Consider the following 15652-nt stretch of genomic DNA (forward strand, 5'->3'; position numbering starts at 1 on the left):
CCTATAACAAGAAACCGGAGAACAACCATGTCGTTAAGCGTGTTCGACCTGTTCAAGATTGGCATCGGCCCCTCCAGCTCCCACACCGTCGGCCCGATGCGCGCCGCTGCGCGTTTCGCCGAAGGTCTGCGCCGTGAAGGGCTGCTGACCGCCACCACCTGCGTCAAAGTCGAGCTCTACGGCTCGCTCGGCGCTACCGGCAAAGGACACGGAAGCGACAAGGCTGTGTTGCTGGGCCTGGAAGGTGAACACCCGGACACCGTGAACACCGAGACCGTCGCCGCCCGTCTGCAAGAGATTCGCGGCAACGGTCGCTTGAACCTGCTCGGCGAACACAGCATTGCGTTCAACGAGAAAGAACACCTGGCGATGATCCGTAAACCATTGCCCTATCACCCCAACGGCATGATCTTTCGCGCCTTCGACACAGCGGGCCTGCAGATCCGCAGCCGCGAGTACTACTCGGTTGGCGGCGGTTTCGTGGTCGATGAAGACGCCGCCGGCGCCGACCGCATCGTCGAAGACGCCACGCCGCTGACCTTCCCGTTCAAAAGCGCCAAGGACCTGCTCGGTCATTGCACTACCTATGGCTTGTCGATCAGCCAGGTGATGCTGACCAACGAAAGCGCCTGGCGTCCGGAAGCGGAAACCCGCGCCGGCCTGCTGAAAATCTGGCAAGTGATGCAGGATTGCGTCGACGCCGGTTGCAGGAACGAAGGCATCCTGCCCGGCGGTTTGAAGGTTAAACGTCGAGCGGCAGCACTGCATCGGCAACTGTGCAAGAACCCGGAATCGTCGTTGCGCGATCCACTGTCGGTGCTGGACTGGGTCAACCTCTACGCCCTGGCGGTCAACGAAGAAAACGCCAACGGCGGGCGCGTGGTCACCGCGCCCACCAACGGCGCAGCGGGTATCGTCCCGGCGGTTTTGCATTACTACATGCGCTTCATCCCCGGCGCCAACGAAGATGGCGTCGTCCGTTTTCTGCTGACGGCCGCGGCCATCGGCATTCTCTACAAAGAGAACGCCTCGATCTCCGGCGCCGAAGTCGGCTGTCAGGGTGAAGTCGGCGTGGCCTGTTCGATGGCCGCCGGCGCCTTGTGCGAAGTGCTTGGTGGCACCGTGCAACAAGTGGAAAACGCCGCCGAAATCGGCATGGAACACAACCTCGGCCTGACCTGCGATCCAATTGGCGGGCTGGTACAAGTGCCTTGCATCGAGCGCAATGCCATGGGTTCGGTGAAGGCGATCAATGCGGTGCGCATGGCCCTGCGCGGCGACGGTCAACATTTCGTCTCCCTCGACAAAGTCATCCGCACCATGCGCCAGACCGGCGCCGACATGAAAAGCAAATACAAGGAAACCGCCCGTGGCGGTTTGGCGGTCAACATTATCGAGTGCTGATGCGCGCTCATTCGCATCTGCACACATTTTCAGGAGCTGGATATGTCCACCGAACAACTGTTGAAAACCCCGTTGCACGCACTGCACATCGAACTCGGCGCCCGCATGGTGCCGTTTGCCGGCTACGACATGCCGGTGCAATACCCGCTGGGCGTGATGAGAGAGCACCAGCACACCCGTGATCAGGCCGGGCTGTTCGATGTCTCCCACATGGGTCAGATCCGCCTGACCGGCGCCAATGCCGCCAAGGCTCTGGAAACCCTGGTGCCAGTGGACATTATCGACCTGCCGGTGGGCATGCAGCGTTACGCCATGTTCACCAACGAAACCGGCGGCATCCTCGACGACCTGATGGTCGCCAACCTCGGAAACGACGAACTGTTCCTGGTGGTCAACGCCGCCTGCAAGGATCAGGACCTGGCGCATCTGCGTCAGCACATCGGTGATCAGTGCACCATCGAGCCGCTGTTCGAAGAGCGCGCCTTACTGGCGTTGCAAGGTCCGGCAGCAGTCACCGTGCTCGCACGCCTGGCGCCTGAAGTGGCGAATATGACCTTCATGCAGTTCACCCGTGTGAAATTGCTGGGTGTGGACTGCTTTGTCAGCCGCTCCGGCTACACCGGTGAAGACGGTTTCGAAATCTCGGTGCCGGCCGCCAACGCCGAAGCCCTGGCTCGCGCTCTGCTGGCCGAACCGGAAGTCGCGGCCATCGGCCTCGGCGCCCGTGATTCACTGCGCCTGGAAGCGGGCCTGTGCCTCTATGGCCACGACATGAACACCGAGACCAGCCCAATCGAAGCCAGCCTGTTGTGGGCCATCTCCAAGCCTCGTCGTGCCGATGGCGCACGGGCTGGCGGCTTCCCTGGCGCTGAAACCGTGTTTACCCAGCAACAAGCCGGTGTCAGCCGCAAGCGCGTAGGCCTGCTGCCTCAGGAACGTACGCCCGTGCGCGAGGGTGCAGAGATCGTCAATGACGCGGGCGAGATCATCGGCACCGTGTGCAGTGGCGGGTTCGGTCCGACCTTGGGCGGCCCCTTGGCCATGGGTTACCTCGACAGCGCCTACATCGCCATCGATACACCTGTGTTCGCGATCGTTCGTGGGAAAAAGGTGCCTCTGCTTGTAAGCAAAATGCCATTTGTTCCACAACGCTACTATCGTGGCTGATTGACTGTTTCTATAAGTAACGAGGTTGCGTTAACAGTGCACTAATGTGTAACGCAACCGCCATAAAACAGTGCATTCCTTTAGCTCTAAGCTTCGTTTATGAACTTTGCTTATAACGATCGAAAACAATTGAACACCTCCTTCGCATAAGCCAGCGCTAGTTGGCGCTCGAAGGCCACCAACGCGAGCAAAACCGGGCCTTTCACAGGGCTTGTTTTTTCTCCCGTAGTTGGCGTAGAGTTTGTTCACTGTGTTTGCATGGGTCGCTTGGAATCGTGACCTGGGCAGTAGCCTACAAGTTAGCTACATCCCGTTCGACGTCTTCTTACTCTCCTGCAACCAGCACCAGTACTCTTTCATGAGAAGGAGACTGTCATTAATTTTTGCGTCAAAGGAAATAAGAAATGTCCCAACGTCAGAGCGGTACCGTCAAGTGGTTTAACGACGAGAAAGGTTTTGGTTTTATCACTCCAGAAAGCGGTCCGGATCTGTTCGTGCATTTCCGCGCTATTCAGGGCAACGGCTTCAAGAGCCTGAAAGAAGGCCAGAAAGTGACCTTCATCGCCGTGCAAGGCCAAAAAGGCATGCAGGCTGACGAAGTACAAGCAGAAGCCTAACCTTCTGTTACGAAAAAGCCCCTGATGCTGACATCAGGGGCTTTTTTGTGCGCGTAAATCCGTAAAATGGCTTCTTTTTTCGTCGAGAGCCCTGCCATGTCGAAACACTTGCTCAACCCTCAGGGCGACTTTCCCGCCGCAACCCTGGGTCGTCGCCTGGCAGCGATGTTCTATGACTTCCTGCTGTGCACCGCCCTGCTGATCGTCACCAGCGGCGTTTACAAGATGATCCAGATGGCGATCATCGGCGAAGACAAAATGCGCACCCTGACCGAAGCCGGCGCGCTGGACGGCGATCCGTTGTTGTCGACGGTGCTGTTGTTCGTGCTGTTCGGCTTCTTCGCCAAGTTCTGGACCTGGTCCGGCCAGACCCTGGGCATGCAAGTGTGGTGCATCCGCGTACAGAACGCCGACGGCTCATCCATCAGCCTGTGGCAGGCACTGCTGCGGTTCGTGGTGTCGATCGCGTCGCTGCTATGCGTTGGGCTGGGGTTCATCTGGTCACTGTTTGATAAACAGAAACGCAGCTGGCATGACATGTACTCCAACACCCAACTGGTGCGCATCCCGAAGAAAACCAAATAACGGCCACAAAAAAGATCGCAGCCTGCGGCAGCTCCTACACGGTTTTTTGTTCACCTGTAGGAGCTGCCGAAGGCTGCGATCTTTTGATCTTGCCTTTAAGCGTTACCGGCCAGCTTCATCCGCGCTGCTTGCGTGAAGTCGAGCATCCGCTTCAACGGCCGAATTGCCTGAGGAATCAACGCCGGATCAACAAAGATCTCGTTCGTCCCTTCTTTCAAGCTCTTCAGCACGCGCTCAAGCGTATTCATCGCCATCCACGGGCAATGTGCGCAACTGCGGCACGCCGCGCCGTTACCCGCCGTTGGCGCCTCGATGAAGACCTTGTCCGGGCACAACTGCTGCATCTTGTAGAAGATGCCACGGTCGGTGGCGACGATCAGCGTCTTGTTCGGCAGGCTTTGTGCCGCAGCAATCAGCTGACTGGTGGAACCGACGGCATCCGCCAATTCGATCACCGAGGTCGGCGATTCCGGATGCACCAGAATCGCCGCGTCCGGATACAGGGCCTTCATGTCTTCAAGCTGCTTGGACTTGAACTCTTCGTGAACGATGCAGGCACCGTCCCATAGCAACATGTCCGCGCCAGTCTTGCGCTGGATGTAGGTGCCGAGGTGTTTGTCCGGCCCCCAGATAATCGTTTCGCCGTTGTCCATCAGGCTTTCGACGATTTCCAGCGCACAGCTAGACGTCACCACCCAGTCCGCCCGGGCTTTGACTGCTGCCGAGGTATTGGCATACACCACGACGGTACGTTCCGGGTGCTGATCGCAGAACGCCGAAAACTCGTCTACCGGGCAACCCAGGTCGAGCGAACAGGTCGCTTCCAGGGTCGGCATCAGCACCCGTTTTTCGGGGTTGAGGATTTTCGCGGTTTCGCCCATGAACTTCACGCCGGCGACCACCACGGTCTTGGCCGGGTGAGCATTGCCGAAGCGGGCCATTTCCAGCGAGTCGGAGACACAGCCACCGGTTTCTTCAGCCAGGGCTTGAATAACCGGATCACAATAAAAGTGGGCAACCAGCACCGCGTCCTGAGCCTTGAGCTCGGCGGCAATGGCAGCACGGTAATAGGCCTCTTCCTCGGCTGTCAGCGGCTTGGGCTGCTTGGCGTCGAGGTGGGCTTGAACCAGAAGGCGTTCGGAAATCTGCGTCATGTTCGCAAGACCTGCAAGCGCTTACGCGCGAAAGTCGAGTATACACCCGGCTCCGGCCCCTTCAGGGGTACCGCCGGGAGAGTGGGTAATCATCAGGCACGGATAGCGTTGAAGCTGCGCAAGGCTACAGAATATCCAGTGGATGCAAAAGATGATTCTGACCTGTGTCACGCAGTGCAGCCCGAACGGCGTCGACCTTAAATCGCGGGCAAAAAAAAATCCGGAAATCCTCACTTGCGTGGGCCTTCCAGACTTTTAAAACTGCTATAAAAATGGTGGGTCGTGTGGGATTCGAACCTACGACCAATTGGTTAAAAGCCAACTGCTCTACCAACTGAGCTAACGACCCGCTGTGTGGTGGCGCGTATAATACTGATTTTTAAGGACTATTCAACACCTAATTTGAAATAAATCAAAAATAAGGTGTTGGATCGCTGATTCCGGCCGCTGCGAAGCCTTCAGCACGCAGCCTGCAGCTGTCGCATTTACCGCATGCACGGCCATTATCGTCGGCTTGATAGCAGGAAACAGTCAGCCCGTAATTGACGCCCAGCTTAACGCCCGCCTGGACGATCTGCGCCTTACTGAGGTTTTGCAGTGGCGCCTGGATACGGAAACCATTGCCCTCTACACCGGCCTTGGTCGCCAGATTGGCCATGCGCTCGAAGGACTCGATGAATTCCGGACGGCAGTCTGGGTAGCCGGAATAATCGACGGCGTTGACACCGATAAAGATGTCACGCGCACCGAGCACTTCAGCCCAACCCAACGCCAGCGACAGGAACACCGTGTTGCGCGCCGGTACATAAGTGACGGGTATGCCCTCCCCCAACTCCTCGGGGATGTCGATGCTTCTGTCGGTGAGTGCCGAGCCGCCCATACCGTTCAGATTCAGGCCGATCACCTTGTGTTCGACCACACCCAAATCCCGGGCAACACGCTCGGCGGCGTGCAATTCGGCATGCGACCGCTGACCGTAGTCGAAACTCATGGTGTAGCAGCTGTAGCCTTCGGCCCGGGCCATGGCCACAACAGTGGCCGAATCCAGGCCGCCGGACAGCAAAATGACCGCACGTTTTTCAGTGGTGTTCAATTGTTCAGTCATATCAGCGCCCCGGCTCGTCATTCCAAAGATATTTATGCAGCTGCAATTGCAGGCGCACTGGCAGGTTGTCCGCCACCACCCAATCCGCCAGGTCCCGAGCATTCAGGTCGTGGTGGCTTGGCGAGAACAGCACTTCGCCGACACGCCGGTCCAGACCGTACTGAATCAGCTTCGATACGGCCCAGTCGTAGTCTTCCCGCGAACAGATGACAAATTTCACCTGATCGTTGGGCGTGAGCAGCTCGATGTTCTCGTAAAGGTTGCGATGCGCTTCCTTCGAACCCGGGGTTTTCAGGTCGACAACACGACTGACCCGTGAATCTACCGCCGAGATATCCAGCGCACCACTGGTTTCCAGTGACACTTCGTAACCGGCGTCGCACAACTGCTGGAGCAATGGGATGGCGTTAGGTTGCGCCAGCGGCTCGCCGCCGGTGACACACACATAACGCGGGCGGAACCCGGCCACTTGCTCGAGGATATCGTCGAGCGTGCGGACAGTGCCGCCAGAGAACGCATAGGCGCTGTCGCAGTATTGGCAACGCAATGGGCAACCGGTCAGGCGCACAAAAACAGTGGGCAGCCCGGCAGTCCGCGTTTCACCCTGCAACGAGTAGAAAACTTCGGTGATTCTCAATGTGTCTTGCATAGTCGCCACGGGCGTAACAGCTAAACAGGCTGTCCGCCTCCGTCAGGCACTTCAAGGAACCCCGCCAATGCGCAGATCCCAAAAAGCGTGTTTCATAAAAAGGGCGTGAATTCTAACGAAAAAACCCGCGACAAGCGCGGGTTTCTTCGAAATGGGTCAAGCGGGCTTACATGCGTTGCAGATCGCGTTGGGCCAGCTGAGCGGCGGAAGTGCCCGGATATTGGGACACCACCTGCTGCAGAATGCCTTTGACCTTGTCGGGATGACCGAGGCGGCGCTCTACATCAGCCAGCTTGTACAGCGAGTCAGGCACTTTGTTGTGCTTGGGGTACAACTGCGACACCTTGGCAAAGGCTTGACCTGCACCTTGCAGATCGCCTTTGGCCAGGTTCACTTCGCCCAACCAGTACTGGGCGTTACCCGCGTACTGGCTGTTCGGGTATTTGCGCAGGAAAGCGGCAAAAGCCTGGCTGGCCTTGTCGAAATCCTTGGCCTTGATCAGGTCGAAGGCTGCATCGTAATACAGTTTTTCCTTCGCCGGATCCGCCGGTTCGCTACCCGCGGCAGGCGCTTGAGCGGCAGCCGCCCCTGCACCTGCACCCGCTGCAGCACCGGGGGCGTTCAAATTGCCACCGGAGGAAGAATTCTCAGGAGTCGCGGCTGGTGCAACGCCGGTTCCTATGCGCCGATCAAGATCCTGATATCGCTCCAGGTTTTCCTGCTTCATGCGCGCTACATCATTTTGCAGAACTTCGATGATGCCTTGTTGGCGCGAGATCTGCTCCTGCATCGATTGCAGTTGGTTGAACAGCTCGCCCTGTGCCGAGACAGGGGCCGAAACCCCTCCCCCGGCATAGGCGCCGTTCGTACCGTAACCCGCAGGCGGATAACTGCTCCCGCTATTGTTATAGCCGGAGTTGTCCTCGACCACAGGAACCGCAGCCCACACCGCAAGCGGTGCGAGGCTGAGAGCCAAAACAGTTACAGCACGACGGCACGTTCGCATGACGAATTACTTACGCAGTTCGACGCGACGGTTTTGAGCCCAGGACTGCTCGTCGTTGCCGGTAGCAACTGGACGCTCTTCGCCGTAGGAAACCAGTTCCAGCTGAGCTGGGGAAACACCTTGCAGTACCAGGTAGCGTTGAACGGCTTTCGCACGACGCTCGCCCAGTGCCATGTTGTACTCACGAGTACCACGTTCGTCGGTGTTGCCTTCCAGAACAACGCGAGCGCCGTTTGCTTTCAGGTCTTTGGCGTGAACGTCCAGAGCGCGCATGGCTTCTGGCTTCAGGTCCGAGCTGTCGTATTCGAAGTAGAAGGTGGTGATTGCGCGCAGAGCAGCTTCTTCGCTCAGGGAGCCATCAACGGCACCAGTGTTAGCGCCGTAACCAGCGTTTGGATCAACAGCGCCTTCACCGGCGTTGTCGCCGCCTTTGGACGAGCAACCTACAGCTACAGCCATGGCCAGAGCCAGCGCAGCAAATTTACCAAACTTCAGCATTTCCATCGTGAAACTCCTAATGAACCCCAGTGTGTTAAGTAAAACGTATAGCGCCGCGTCAGTTCAGGTAAGGGGACCAGGAAGGTTCTCTGACTTCGCCTTGTGCGGTAGGAAGCGGGAGCCTTACGCGTCCATTAATGGACACGAGCATCAAGACTCCCCGGCCCTGCTGGCGGGTGGCGTAGATTACCATGGTGCCGTTGGGCGCAACAGTAGGCGACTCGTCCAGAGTGCTATCAGTGAGGATTTTTACGCTTCCGCGCTGCAAATCCTGGGCCGCCACCTTGAAATTAGTGAAACCATCCTGGCGATGGATCATCACCAGGGTCTTTTCATCAGCCGAAAGCTTCGGGTTGGCGTTGTAGTTACCGATAAAGGTCACACGCTCCGCACCGCCGCCGCTAACGCTGGACTTGTAGATCTGTGGCTTGCCGCCACGGTCTGACGTGAAGTACAGGGTCGAACCATCCTTGCCCCAGAACGGTTCGGTGTTGATGCCGGGACCGTTGGTGACGCGAGTGATCTGACGCGAACCCAGGTTCATCACATAGATGTCCGGGTTACCGTCTTTCGACAGCACGAACGCCAGGCGATTGCCATCCGGCGACCAGGCTGGTGCGCCATTCAGGCCTTCGAAGTTGGTGATCTGCTCACGGCGACCGGTGTCGATGTTCTGCATGAAAATACGTGGACGCTTCTGCTCGAACGACACATAAGCGATGCGCTTGCCATCCGGTGCGAAACGCGGCGACAGGATCGGCTCGCGCGACTGCAGCAGGGTCACGGCGCGGGCACCGTCATAATCCGAACGTTGCAGCGTGTAGCGCGTGTTCTTCTCGGAGAAACGCTCCGCAGTCACGTACAGCAGACGAGTCGAGAACGCACCTTTGATACCGGTGAGTTTTTCGAACGACTGGTCCGCAATGTAGTGCGACATGTCGCGCAGTTGATCAACGCTGCCCGACACGCTGCCGGTCAGCACTTGCTGTTCGGTGGCGACGTTGAACAGAGCATATTGAACCTGCAGGCGACCGCCCGCTGGAGCAATGCTGCCGACCATGACGTACTGGGCGCCCAGCGCCTTGAAGTCACGGTAGATGATTTCGCTGGCCTGGCTCGGCTGGCTGATCATGTTCTGCTTTGGAATCGGCGAGTAGTAACCCGAGTTGCGCAGGTCGTTACCGATGATTTCGGCCATGTCGTCCGGCAGCACGCTGCCGCCCTGGTTGCCGAACGGTACAACGGCGATCGGAGTTGCCCGATCGCTGCCGCTCGTGACCAGAATGTTTTTTTCATCTGCCGCCGCTATCCCTGCCATGCAGCAGATCACGACAAGCATTCCTCGAAGAAGGTTTCTCACAAGGCTAGATCCTCAGGTGTGAATGTCATCTTGAATGAACGATACGGGGCGAAATCGCCCGGCTTCATTCCCTGCATTTCTGTCAAACGTCCAATATTCTTCACCGCCGCTACAGCCGAAGCGTCAAACGGACCATCACCACTGGACTTGGACACAGTGACCGAAGTCACCGTACCGTCCGGCAACATGCCGATTTGCAGAACGACCGTCATGCCTTTGCGTGCCGAAGGAGGACGAGCCCAGCCTTCCGCTGCACGAGCACGAATCAAATCATCGAAACTGCCGGCGACTTCGTCACCCTGCTCATCCGCCAAGGCCTGCTGGCGCTGCGGCGTGTCGGAAAGCAAATCTGCCAGGGCCTGAGCCTTTTTCTCTTCGGCGGATTTACGTGCCGCTTCCTGCGATTTCTTCTTCGCAGCATCGGCAGCAGCTTTCTTCTTCGCGTCTTCGGCGACTTTCTTTTTCGCCTCTTCAGCTTCAGATTTCTTCTTGGCGTCTTCCGCGGCTTTCTTCTTCGCGTCTTCGACAATCTTCTTCTTGGCTTCTTCCGCGGCCGCTTTCTTGGCCTCTTCTTCAGCCGCTTTCTTGGCTTCTTCTTCAGACTTCTTCTTAGCTATATCAGCCAATTGTTTCTCTTCGGCCTTTTTGGCTTCCGCGGTCTTCTTCGCTTCATCGGCTTTTTTGGCTTCGTCAGCCTTTTTAGCCTCTTCCGCTTTCTTGGTCTCGTCGGCTTTCTTGGATTCTTCGGCTTTTTGAGCCGCGTCTTCCTTCTTTTGTTCCGCGGCTTTGATCGCTTCCTGCTCGATCAACTTCTGCTCCATCTGTTCGACTTCGGTCTGGCGCGCGGCGGATTTCTTCGCCTCACCCGCAATCTTCTGATTGGTCTGGGTGGTCGCCTGACTTTTCGACTTCAGCTGGTACAGGGTTGCCTGGACAATCGGCTTGGCCGGCGGGAGCTCCGGTGTGAAGGCGAAACTGACGAACAGCATGCCGAAAACCAGCACGTGTAAGACAATCGCCCAGACACTAGGCCAGAAGTAGCTTTCCGAGGCTGTTGGCTCTCGCTGTTGCTGCATCAGGGCGCCTCGGTAATCAGGCCAACGTTACCGACTCCGGCTTTCTGCAACCCGCCCATCGCCCCCATGACGGAACCGTAATCAACGGTCTTGTCGCCGCGGATGAACACTTGGGTACGCTTGCCGCCTTCAGTACCGGCGCGAATGATCTTGGTCACAGCGTCAGTCATTTGCGGCAAGGTCATTGCCTTGTCCTGCTGCTTTTGCGTGTCGACTTCGCTGCCAAGGTTCCAGTAGTAGGTCTTGTCAGCCTTGATCGAAATGGTCAGGACCTGGGTGTTGTTGTCCTGCGGCAAGGCTTCGCTGGAAACCTTGGGCAGATCAACTTTCACGCCCTGATTGAGCATCGGCGCGGTCACCATGAAGATGACCAGCAGTACCAGCATCACGTCGATGTAAGGCACCACGTTCATCTCGGCGACCGGCTTGCGCTTTTTGCGAGCTCGAGCGATTAAAGCCATTGGAAATTACCTGCTTATTCTTCGCTGGTGTGCACTTTGCGGTGCAGGATCGCCTGGAATTCATCGGCGAAGGTGTAGTAACGGCTGATCAGCGTTTCGCTGCGAGCGGCAAAACGGTTGTAAGCGATAACGGCCGGGATGGCTGCGAACAGACCGATCGCGGTGGCAATCAGCGCCTCGGCAATACCTGGAGCCACGGTGGCCAGGGTCGCTTGCTGGGCAGTCGCCAGACCACGGAAGGAGTTCATGATGCCCCAGACCGTACCGAACAGACCGATGTACGGGCTGACGGAACCGACGGTGGCAAGGAACGGCAGGCTCTGCTCGAGCTTTTCTTCTTCGCGGGAAATGGCTACGCGCATGGCACGGGCCACGCCTTCCATGACCGCTTCCGGGTCAACGCCTGGCTGCTGGCGCAGACGGGAGAATTCCTTGAAGCCGGCACGGAAGATCTGCTCAACGCCCGAATCCGGATCAGGGTTGCTGCCGGCCTGACGGTAGAGCTTGGACAGGTCGATGCCCGACCAGAAGCGCTCTTCAAAGCTCTCCAGGGCACGTCGACCCGCGCGCAGCAAGTTGCTGCGCTGAAAGATCATGATCCATGAGGTCACCGATGCGGCTACCAGGATCAGCATTACCAGTTGCACCACGATACTGGCATTGCTGACCAGGCTCCACATGGAGGAATGGTCGACGACGTTAGCTTCCACGCTTTATCTCCTGCTTTGAGTGAGTACCCGCGCCGCTCACGTCGGCAAAGGCCGCACGTAGAGCTTCGGGAATGGCCCGGGGTTTTAAACTTTCAGTGCGCACACAGGCCACCAGAAACTGCCCTTCGCAGAGCAGCACATTATCCGTGGCTCGCCTGACCTGCTGCTTGAAGCGCAGGCTGACACGGTTCAATTCGATTACTTCAGCGCTTACCAGGAGTTCGTCGTCCAGTCGCGCCGGCGCGTGATAACGCGCTTCGCTGGAATGCACGACAAACAACAGGTCCTCTCCTGCCAGCTGGGATTGGGCAAAGCCCAGCTCCCGGAGCCGCTCGGTTCGAGCCCGTTCCATAAACTTGAGGTAATTAACGTAATACACGATGCCGCCCGCATCGGTGTCCTCGTAATAAACGCGACAACGAAGTGCGAAAGGCTCAAGCCCGTTTTGCGCGCGCATACTCTAGTGCTTACTCCTCAGGTTGCCAATCCGGCCAGGCAACTGTTTTTCATTGATTCACGGCTTTCTCGCGAAAGTACGGTCCTAGGACAGCACAATGCCCGAAAATTCTGCCCGCAAATGTTAATTAATCGTCCACGGCATCAAGGAACTCGTCTACCACGGGCATCTCGCCCAATCGTGACGGAATATTTAAACCGAAATGCAGATAGGCATGCCGGGTGACCACCCGCCCCCGCGGTGTGCGCATGATGTAGCCCTGCTGGATCAGGTACGGTTCCAGCACGTCTTCGATGGTGTGACGTTCTTCGCTGATCGCAGCAGCCAGGCTGTCGACGCCGACCGGCCCACCGTCGAACTTCTCGATCATGGTCAGCAGCAGACGTCGGTCCTGGTGGTCGAAGCCACGCTCATCGACATCCAGCAGATTCAAGGCCAGATCGGCAATCGGTTTGGTGATGTGGCCCTGGGCGCGAACTTCAGCGAAATCGCGCACCCGACGCAACAAACGGTTGGCAATCCGCGGCGTTCCACGGGCACGACGGGCGATTTCGAAGGCGCCTTCCGGGTCCAGCGGCAAGCCGAGGATGTTCGCCGAACGACTGACAATCGTCGCCAGATCAGCCGTGCTGTAAAACTCGAGGCGCTGGACGATCCCGAAGCGGTCACGCAGCGGGTTGGTCAGCATGCCGGCGCGAGTCGTCGCCCCTACCAGCGTAAACGGCGGCAAATCCAGTTTGATCGAACGCGCAGCCGGCCCTTCGCCAATCATGATGTCGAGCTGGAAATCCTCCATGGCCGGGTACAGCACTTCTTCGACAATCGGCGACAGCCGATGGATTTCGTCGATGAACAGCACGTCGTGAGGCTCAAGGTTGGTCAGCAGTGCGGCCAGGTCACCGGGACGCTCAAGGACCGGGCCCGAGGTGCTTTTGATCGACACACCCATTTCCTGGGCGATGATGTTGGCCAGGGTAGTTTTACCCAGGCCTGGCGGGCCGAAGATCAGCGTGTGGTCGAGGGACTCATTACGTCCACGGGCAGCCTGGATGAACAGCTCCATTTGCTCGCGAACGGTCGGCTGACCAATGTATTCGGCCAGACTGACAGGACGAATCGCCCGGTCCTGGACTTCCTCACGGTCGCGAGGGCCAGGCGTGGCGGCTATCAGACGATCAGCTTCAATCACTTAGATCATTCCCTTAAGGGCACGACGAATCATGTCTTCACTGCTCAAACCTTTCTCCTTGATCGCGGAAATCGCCTTGCTGGCTTCCTGCGGCTTGTAGCCCAGGGAGATCAGCGCGCTGACCGCGTCATTTTCGGCGGTAGCAACCGGATGCGGCGCATCTGGCCCGCCCGGCTGATTGGGCACCAACGCGAACATCGCCGGTACGGTTTCCCAGGCTTTGAAGCGATCCTTGAGTTCCACCAGCAGACGCTCGGCCGTCTTCTTGCCCACGCCCGGCACCTTGGTCAGCGCCGAGGTGTCCTGGGATTGCACGCAACGTACCAGTTCGTCGACTTCCAGGCTCGACATCAAGGCCAGCGCCAGTTTCGGCCCCACACCATTGAGACGGATCAACTCACGAAAAAAGTCTCGCTCACGCTTGCTGGCGAAACCATAGAGTAACTGCGCGTCTTCGCGTACGACCAAATGGGTGTGCAGCGTCAGCGGTTCACCGACCGACGGCAAGCGATACAGCGTAGTCATGGGCACTTCAAGCTCATACCCCAGACCGTTTACATCCAGAATCAGGTGCGGCGGCTGTTTCTCAGCCAGTGTGCCGCGCAAGCGTCCAATCACGTTTCAGATCCTTGAGCGTTGGCCAGACCGGTGCTGGCGACTGACAGAACAAGGGTTTTGCGCCGACAACACAGGCGCAAAACCCTCATTCCGTAAAAATGACTGCTGATGCTATCAGAGACGCAGGCGCCCGCCACGACTGCGTGCCGTGCCCAAGCCATGTGGCAGAAGGCTGGAACGGGTATGAGCATGGCATATGGCAATCGCCAGGGCGTCCGAAGCATCGATTTGCGGCTTGCTGATCAGTTTCAGCATGTGCATGACCATCATCTGCACCTGCTCTTTATTGGCCGCGCCGGTCCCGGTCACGGCTTGCTTGACCTGGGTCGCGGTGTATTCGGCGATTTCGAGGTTTTCTTCGGCGCCGGCAACGATTGCCGCACCGCGCGCCTGGCCGAGTTTCAACGCAGAGTCGGCGTTACGCGCCATGAACACCTTTTCGATGCCCATGGTCACCGGGCCGTAGGTCTGGATGACTTCTCGAACGCCGCGATAGACGATTTGCAAACGCTCATGCAGCTCGCCCGAGCCGGTGCGAATGCAACCCGACGCGACGTACACGCAGCCACGCCCGGTATCGCGTACCACGCCGTAACCGGTGATGCGCGAACCGGGGTCGATACCAAGAATTAAAGTCATAACGCCTGCGGGTTAGGTAAAAGCACGATATCCAATACACGAATAACAAGTGTGGGAGCGAGCCTGCTCGCGAAAGCGGTTTTATATTCAGCAACGATACTGCCTGAATATCCGCATTCGCGAGCAGGCTCGCTCCCACATTGGATCTTAGTCGCCCTTAACCGAGCTGCGCAGCCACCGATTCGGGGATGTCGGCATTGGAATAGACGTTCTGCACATCATCCAGGTCTTCAAGCATGTCGATCAGCTTGAGGACTTTCTCGGCGCCTTCCAGGTCCAGTTCGGCGCTGGTGGTCGGCAACATGACGATTTCCGCATCATCACCTTTGAAACCCGCCGCTTCCAGCGCGTTGCGCACGGAGTAGAACCCGGCGAACGAGGTGAACACGTCGATGGAACCGTCTTCGTTAGTCACCACGTCATCGGCGTCCGCGTCCATGGCCGCTTCGATCAAGGCATCCTCATCAACGCCCGGCGCGAAGGAAATCTGCCCCTTGCGCTCGAACAGATAGGCCACGGATCCGTCGGTCCCCAGGTTGCCGCCGCACTTGCTGAACGCGTGGCGAACAGCTGCTGCGGTGCGGTTACGGTTGTCGGTCATGCACTCGACCATCACCGCCACGCCACCCGGGCCGTAGCCTTCGTAGCTCAGTTCGACCATGTCGTCGGTATCGGCGGCGCCGGCACCGCGGGCCACCGCCCGATCGATGATGTCGCGGCTCATGTTTGCGCCCAGCGCCTTGTCCAGGGCCAGGCGCAGACGCGGATTGGAGCCCGGATCACCGCCGCCCTGACGGGCCGCAACGGTCAGCTCACGAATCCACTTGGTGAAAATCTTGCCCTTCTTGGCATCCTGACGTTCTTTGCGGTGCTTGATGTTCGCCCACTTGGAATGACCCGCCATAACTCGCTCCGAATTCTCTTTGAAACGTTGCCCGCTGTGCACGATGCGCCAGC

At 58.1% G+C, this 15652-nt stretch carries 18 protein-coding genes and 1 tRNA gene; 4 read left to right on the top strand and 15 right to left on the bottom strand.

The window, feature by feature from the left end; translation table 11 throughout:
- Positions 1–27: 27 nt before the first annotated feature.
- The 4 genes from B723_RS29945 to B723_RS29960 all read left to right on the top strand — a co-directional run bounded on the left by B723_RS29945 (position 28) and on the right by B723_RS29960 (position 3773).
- Positions 28–1404 carry an L-serine ammonia-lyase gene (locus B723_RS29945; RefSeq protein WP_017340457.1) on the top strand — a complete coding sequence of 459 codons (1377 nt, stop codon included), beginning with the start codon at positions 28–30 and terminating at the stop codon, positions 1402–1404.
- Between the two features lie 42 nt (positions 1405–1446).
- Positions 1447–2571: a glycine cleavage system aminomethyltransferase GcvT gene (gene gcvT, locus B723_RS29950; RefSeq protein WP_017340458.1), complete on the top strand. Its 1125-nt coding sequence runs from the start codon at positions 1447–1449 to the stop codon at positions 2569–2571.
- 404 nt (positions 2572–2975) lie between these two features.
- A complete protein-coding gene (locus B723_RS29955; RefSeq protein WP_007977299.1) occupies positions 2976–3188 on the top strand; it encodes a cold-shock protein in 213 nt (70 codons plus the stop codon).
- A gap of 96 nt (positions 3189–3284) precedes the next feature.
- Positions 3285–3773, top strand: coding sequence for an RDD family protein (locus B723_RS29960; protein ID WP_017340459.1), 489 nt, complete (start codon positions 3285–3287; stop codon positions 3771–3773).
- 95 nt (positions 3774–3868) lie between these two features.
- On the opposite strand, the gene nadA is transcribed toward B723_RS29960, so the two are convergent.
- From nadA to B723_RS30035, 15 genes are all read right to left on the bottom strand, one after another.
- A complete protein-coding gene (gene nadA / locus B723_RS29965) occupies positions 3869–4927 on the bottom strand; it encodes a quinolinate synthase NadA (protein WP_017340460.1) in 1059 nt (352 codons plus the stop codon).
- 273 nt (positions 4928–5200) lie between these two features.
- Positions 5201–5276, bottom strand: a tRNA-Lys gene (locus tag B723_RS29970).
- A 63-nt stretch (positions 5277–5339) separates the two neighbouring features.
- Positions 5340–6032, bottom strand: a complete 693-nt coding sequence (gene queC, locus B723_RS29975) for a 7-cyano-7-deazaguanine synthase QueC (RefSeq protein ID WP_017340461.1) — start codon at positions 6030–6032, stop codon at positions 5340–5342.
- Between the two features lies 1 nt (position 6033).
- On the bottom strand, positions 6034–6681 hold the full coding sequence (queE, locus tag B723_RS29980) for a 7-carboxy-7-deazaguanine synthase QueE (RefSeq protein ID WP_017340462.1): 648 nt from the start codon (positions 6679–6681) through the stop codon (positions 6034–6036).
- 166 nt (positions 6682–6847) lie between these two features.
- Positions 6848–7687, bottom strand: a complete 840-nt coding sequence (gene ybgF, locus B723_RS29985) for a tol-pal system protein YbgF (RefSeq protein ID WP_017340463.1) — start codon at positions 7685–7687, stop codon at positions 6848–6850.
- Positions 7688–7693: 6 nt separating this feature from the next.
- Complete coding sequence (pal, locus tag B723_RS29990) at positions 7694–8191, bottom strand: peptidoglycan-associated lipoprotein Pal (RefSeq protein WP_003178634.1); 498 nt, start codon at positions 8189–8191, stop codon at positions 7694–7696.
- 52 nt (positions 8192–8243) lie between these two features.
- A complete protein-coding gene (tolB, locus tag B723_RS29995) occupies positions 8244–9524 on the bottom strand; it encodes a Tol-Pal system beta propeller repeat protein TolB (protein WP_191623732.1) in 1281 nt (426 codons plus the stop codon).
- A gap of 17 nt (positions 9525–9541) precedes the next feature.
- Positions 9542–10621 (bottom strand): cell envelope integrity protein TolA, encoded by a 1080-nt coding sequence (gene tolA, locus B723_RS30000; protein ID WP_017340465.1) that lies wholly within the window; start codon positions 10619–10621, stop codon positions 9542–9544.
- Positions 10621–11073, bottom strand: a complete 453-nt coding sequence (gene tolR, locus B723_RS30005; RefSeq protein WP_162491085.1) for a protein TolR — start codon at positions 11071–11073, stop codon at positions 10621–10623. The genes tolA and tolR overlap by 1 nt, the downstream gene beginning before the upstream one ends.
- 23 nt (positions 11074–11096) lie before the next feature.
- Positions 11097–11792: a protein TolQ gene (gene tolQ, locus B723_RS30010; RefSeq protein ID WP_017340467.1), complete on the bottom strand. Its 696-nt coding sequence runs from the start codon at positions 11790–11792 to the stop codon at positions 11097–11099.
- Positions 11782–12249 (bottom strand): tol-pal system-associated acyl-CoA thioesterase, encoded by a 468-nt coding sequence (ybgC, locus tag B723_RS30015; RefSeq protein WP_017340468.1) that lies wholly within the window; start codon positions 12247–12249, stop codon positions 11782–11784. Before ybgC ends, tolQ begins: the two co-directional genes overlap by 11 nt.
- Positions 12250–12376: 127 nt before the next feature.
- On the bottom strand, positions 12377–13438 hold the full coding sequence (ruvB, locus tag B723_RS30020; RefSeq protein WP_017340469.1) for a Holliday junction branch migration DNA helicase RuvB: 1062 nt from the start codon (positions 13436–13438) through the stop codon (positions 12377–12379).
- The gene (gene ruvA / locus B723_RS30025) at positions 13439–14056 is read right to left on the bottom strand and encodes a Holliday junction branch migration protein RuvA (protein WP_017340470.1); all 618 of its coding nucleotides are present in this window, start codon (positions 14054–14056) and stop codon (positions 13439–13441) included.
- 114 nt (positions 14057–14170) lie between these two features.
- Complete coding sequence (gene ruvC, locus B723_RS30030) at positions 14171–14695, bottom strand: crossover junction endodeoxyribonuclease RuvC (protein WP_017340471.1); 525 nt, start codon at positions 14693–14695, stop codon at positions 14171–14173.
- A gap of 157 nt (positions 14696–14852) precedes the next feature.
- Positions 14853–15599, bottom strand: a complete 747-nt coding sequence (locus B723_RS30035; protein WP_017340472.1) for a YebC/PmpR family DNA-binding transcriptional regulator — start codon at positions 15597–15599, stop codon at positions 14853–14855.
- Positions 15600–15652: the final 53 nt, after the last annotated feature.

Origin of the sequence: Pseudomonas fluorescens NCIMB 11764 (assembly GCF_000293885.2) — a bacterium.
GTDB classification, from domain to species: Bacteria; Pseudomonadota; Gammaproteobacteria; order Pseudomonadales; family Pseudomonadaceae; genus Aquipseudomonas; species Aquipseudomonas fluorescens_B.

What these genes read in the sequence shown, in the direction of transcription:
- B723_RS29955 (WP_007977299.1), top strand. Translation starts at nt 2,976, where the DNA reads ATGTCCCAACGTCAGAGCGGTACCGTCAAGTGGTTTAACGACGAGAAA.
- ybgF (WP_017340463.1), bottom strand. Translation starts at nt 7,687, where the DNA reads ATGCGAACGTGCCGTCGTGCTGTAACTGTTTTGGCTCTCAGCCTCGCA.
- queC (WP_017340461.1), bottom strand. Translation starts at nt 6,032, where the DNA reads ATGACTGAACAATTGAACACCACTGAAAAACGTGCGGTCATTTTGCTG.
- ybgC (WP_017340468.1), bottom strand. Translation starts at nt 12,249, where the DNA reads ATGCGCGCGCAAAACGGGCTTGAGCCTTTCGCACTTCGTTGTCGCGTT.
- ruvC (WP_017340471.1), bottom strand. Translation starts at nt 14,695, where the DNA reads ATGACTTTAATTCTTGGTATCGACCCCGGTTCGCGCATCACCGGTTAC.
- gcvT (WP_017340458.1), top strand. Translation starts at nt 1,447, where the DNA reads ATGTCCACCGAACAACTGTTGAAAACCCCGTTGCACGCACTGCACATC.
- B723_RS29945 (WP_017340457.1), top strand. Translation starts at nt 28, where the DNA reads ATGTCGTTAAGCGTGTTCGACCTGTTCAAGATTGGCATCGGCCCCTCC.
- B723_RS29960 (WP_017340459.1), top strand. Translation starts at nt 3,285, where the DNA reads ATGTCGAAACACTTGCTCAACCCTCAGGGCGACTTTCCCGCCGCAACC.
- pal (WP_003178634.1), bottom strand. Translation starts at nt 8,191, where the DNA reads ATGGAAATGCTGAAGTTTGGTAAATTTGCTGCGCTGGCTCTGGCCATG.
- tolB (WP_191623732.1), bottom strand. Translation starts at nt 9,524, where the DNA reads ATGCTTGTCGTGATCTGCTGCATGGCAGGGATAGCGGCGGCAGATGAA.
- B723_RS30035 (WP_017340472.1), bottom strand. Translation starts at nt 15,599, where the DNA reads ATGGCGGGTCATTCCAAGTGGGCGAACATCAAGCACCGCAAAGAACGT.
- nadA (WP_017340460.1), bottom strand. Translation starts at nt 4,927, where the DNA reads ATGACGCAGATTTCCGAACGCCTTCTGGTTCAAGCCCACCTCGACGCC.
- queE (WP_017340462.1), bottom strand. Translation starts at nt 6,681, where the DNA reads ATGCAAGACACATTGAGAATCACCGAAGTTTTCTACTCGTTGCAGGGT.
- tolA (WP_017340465.1), bottom strand. Translation starts at nt 10,621, where the DNA reads ATGCAGCAACAGCGAGAGCCAACAGCCTCGGAAAGCTACTTCTGGCCT.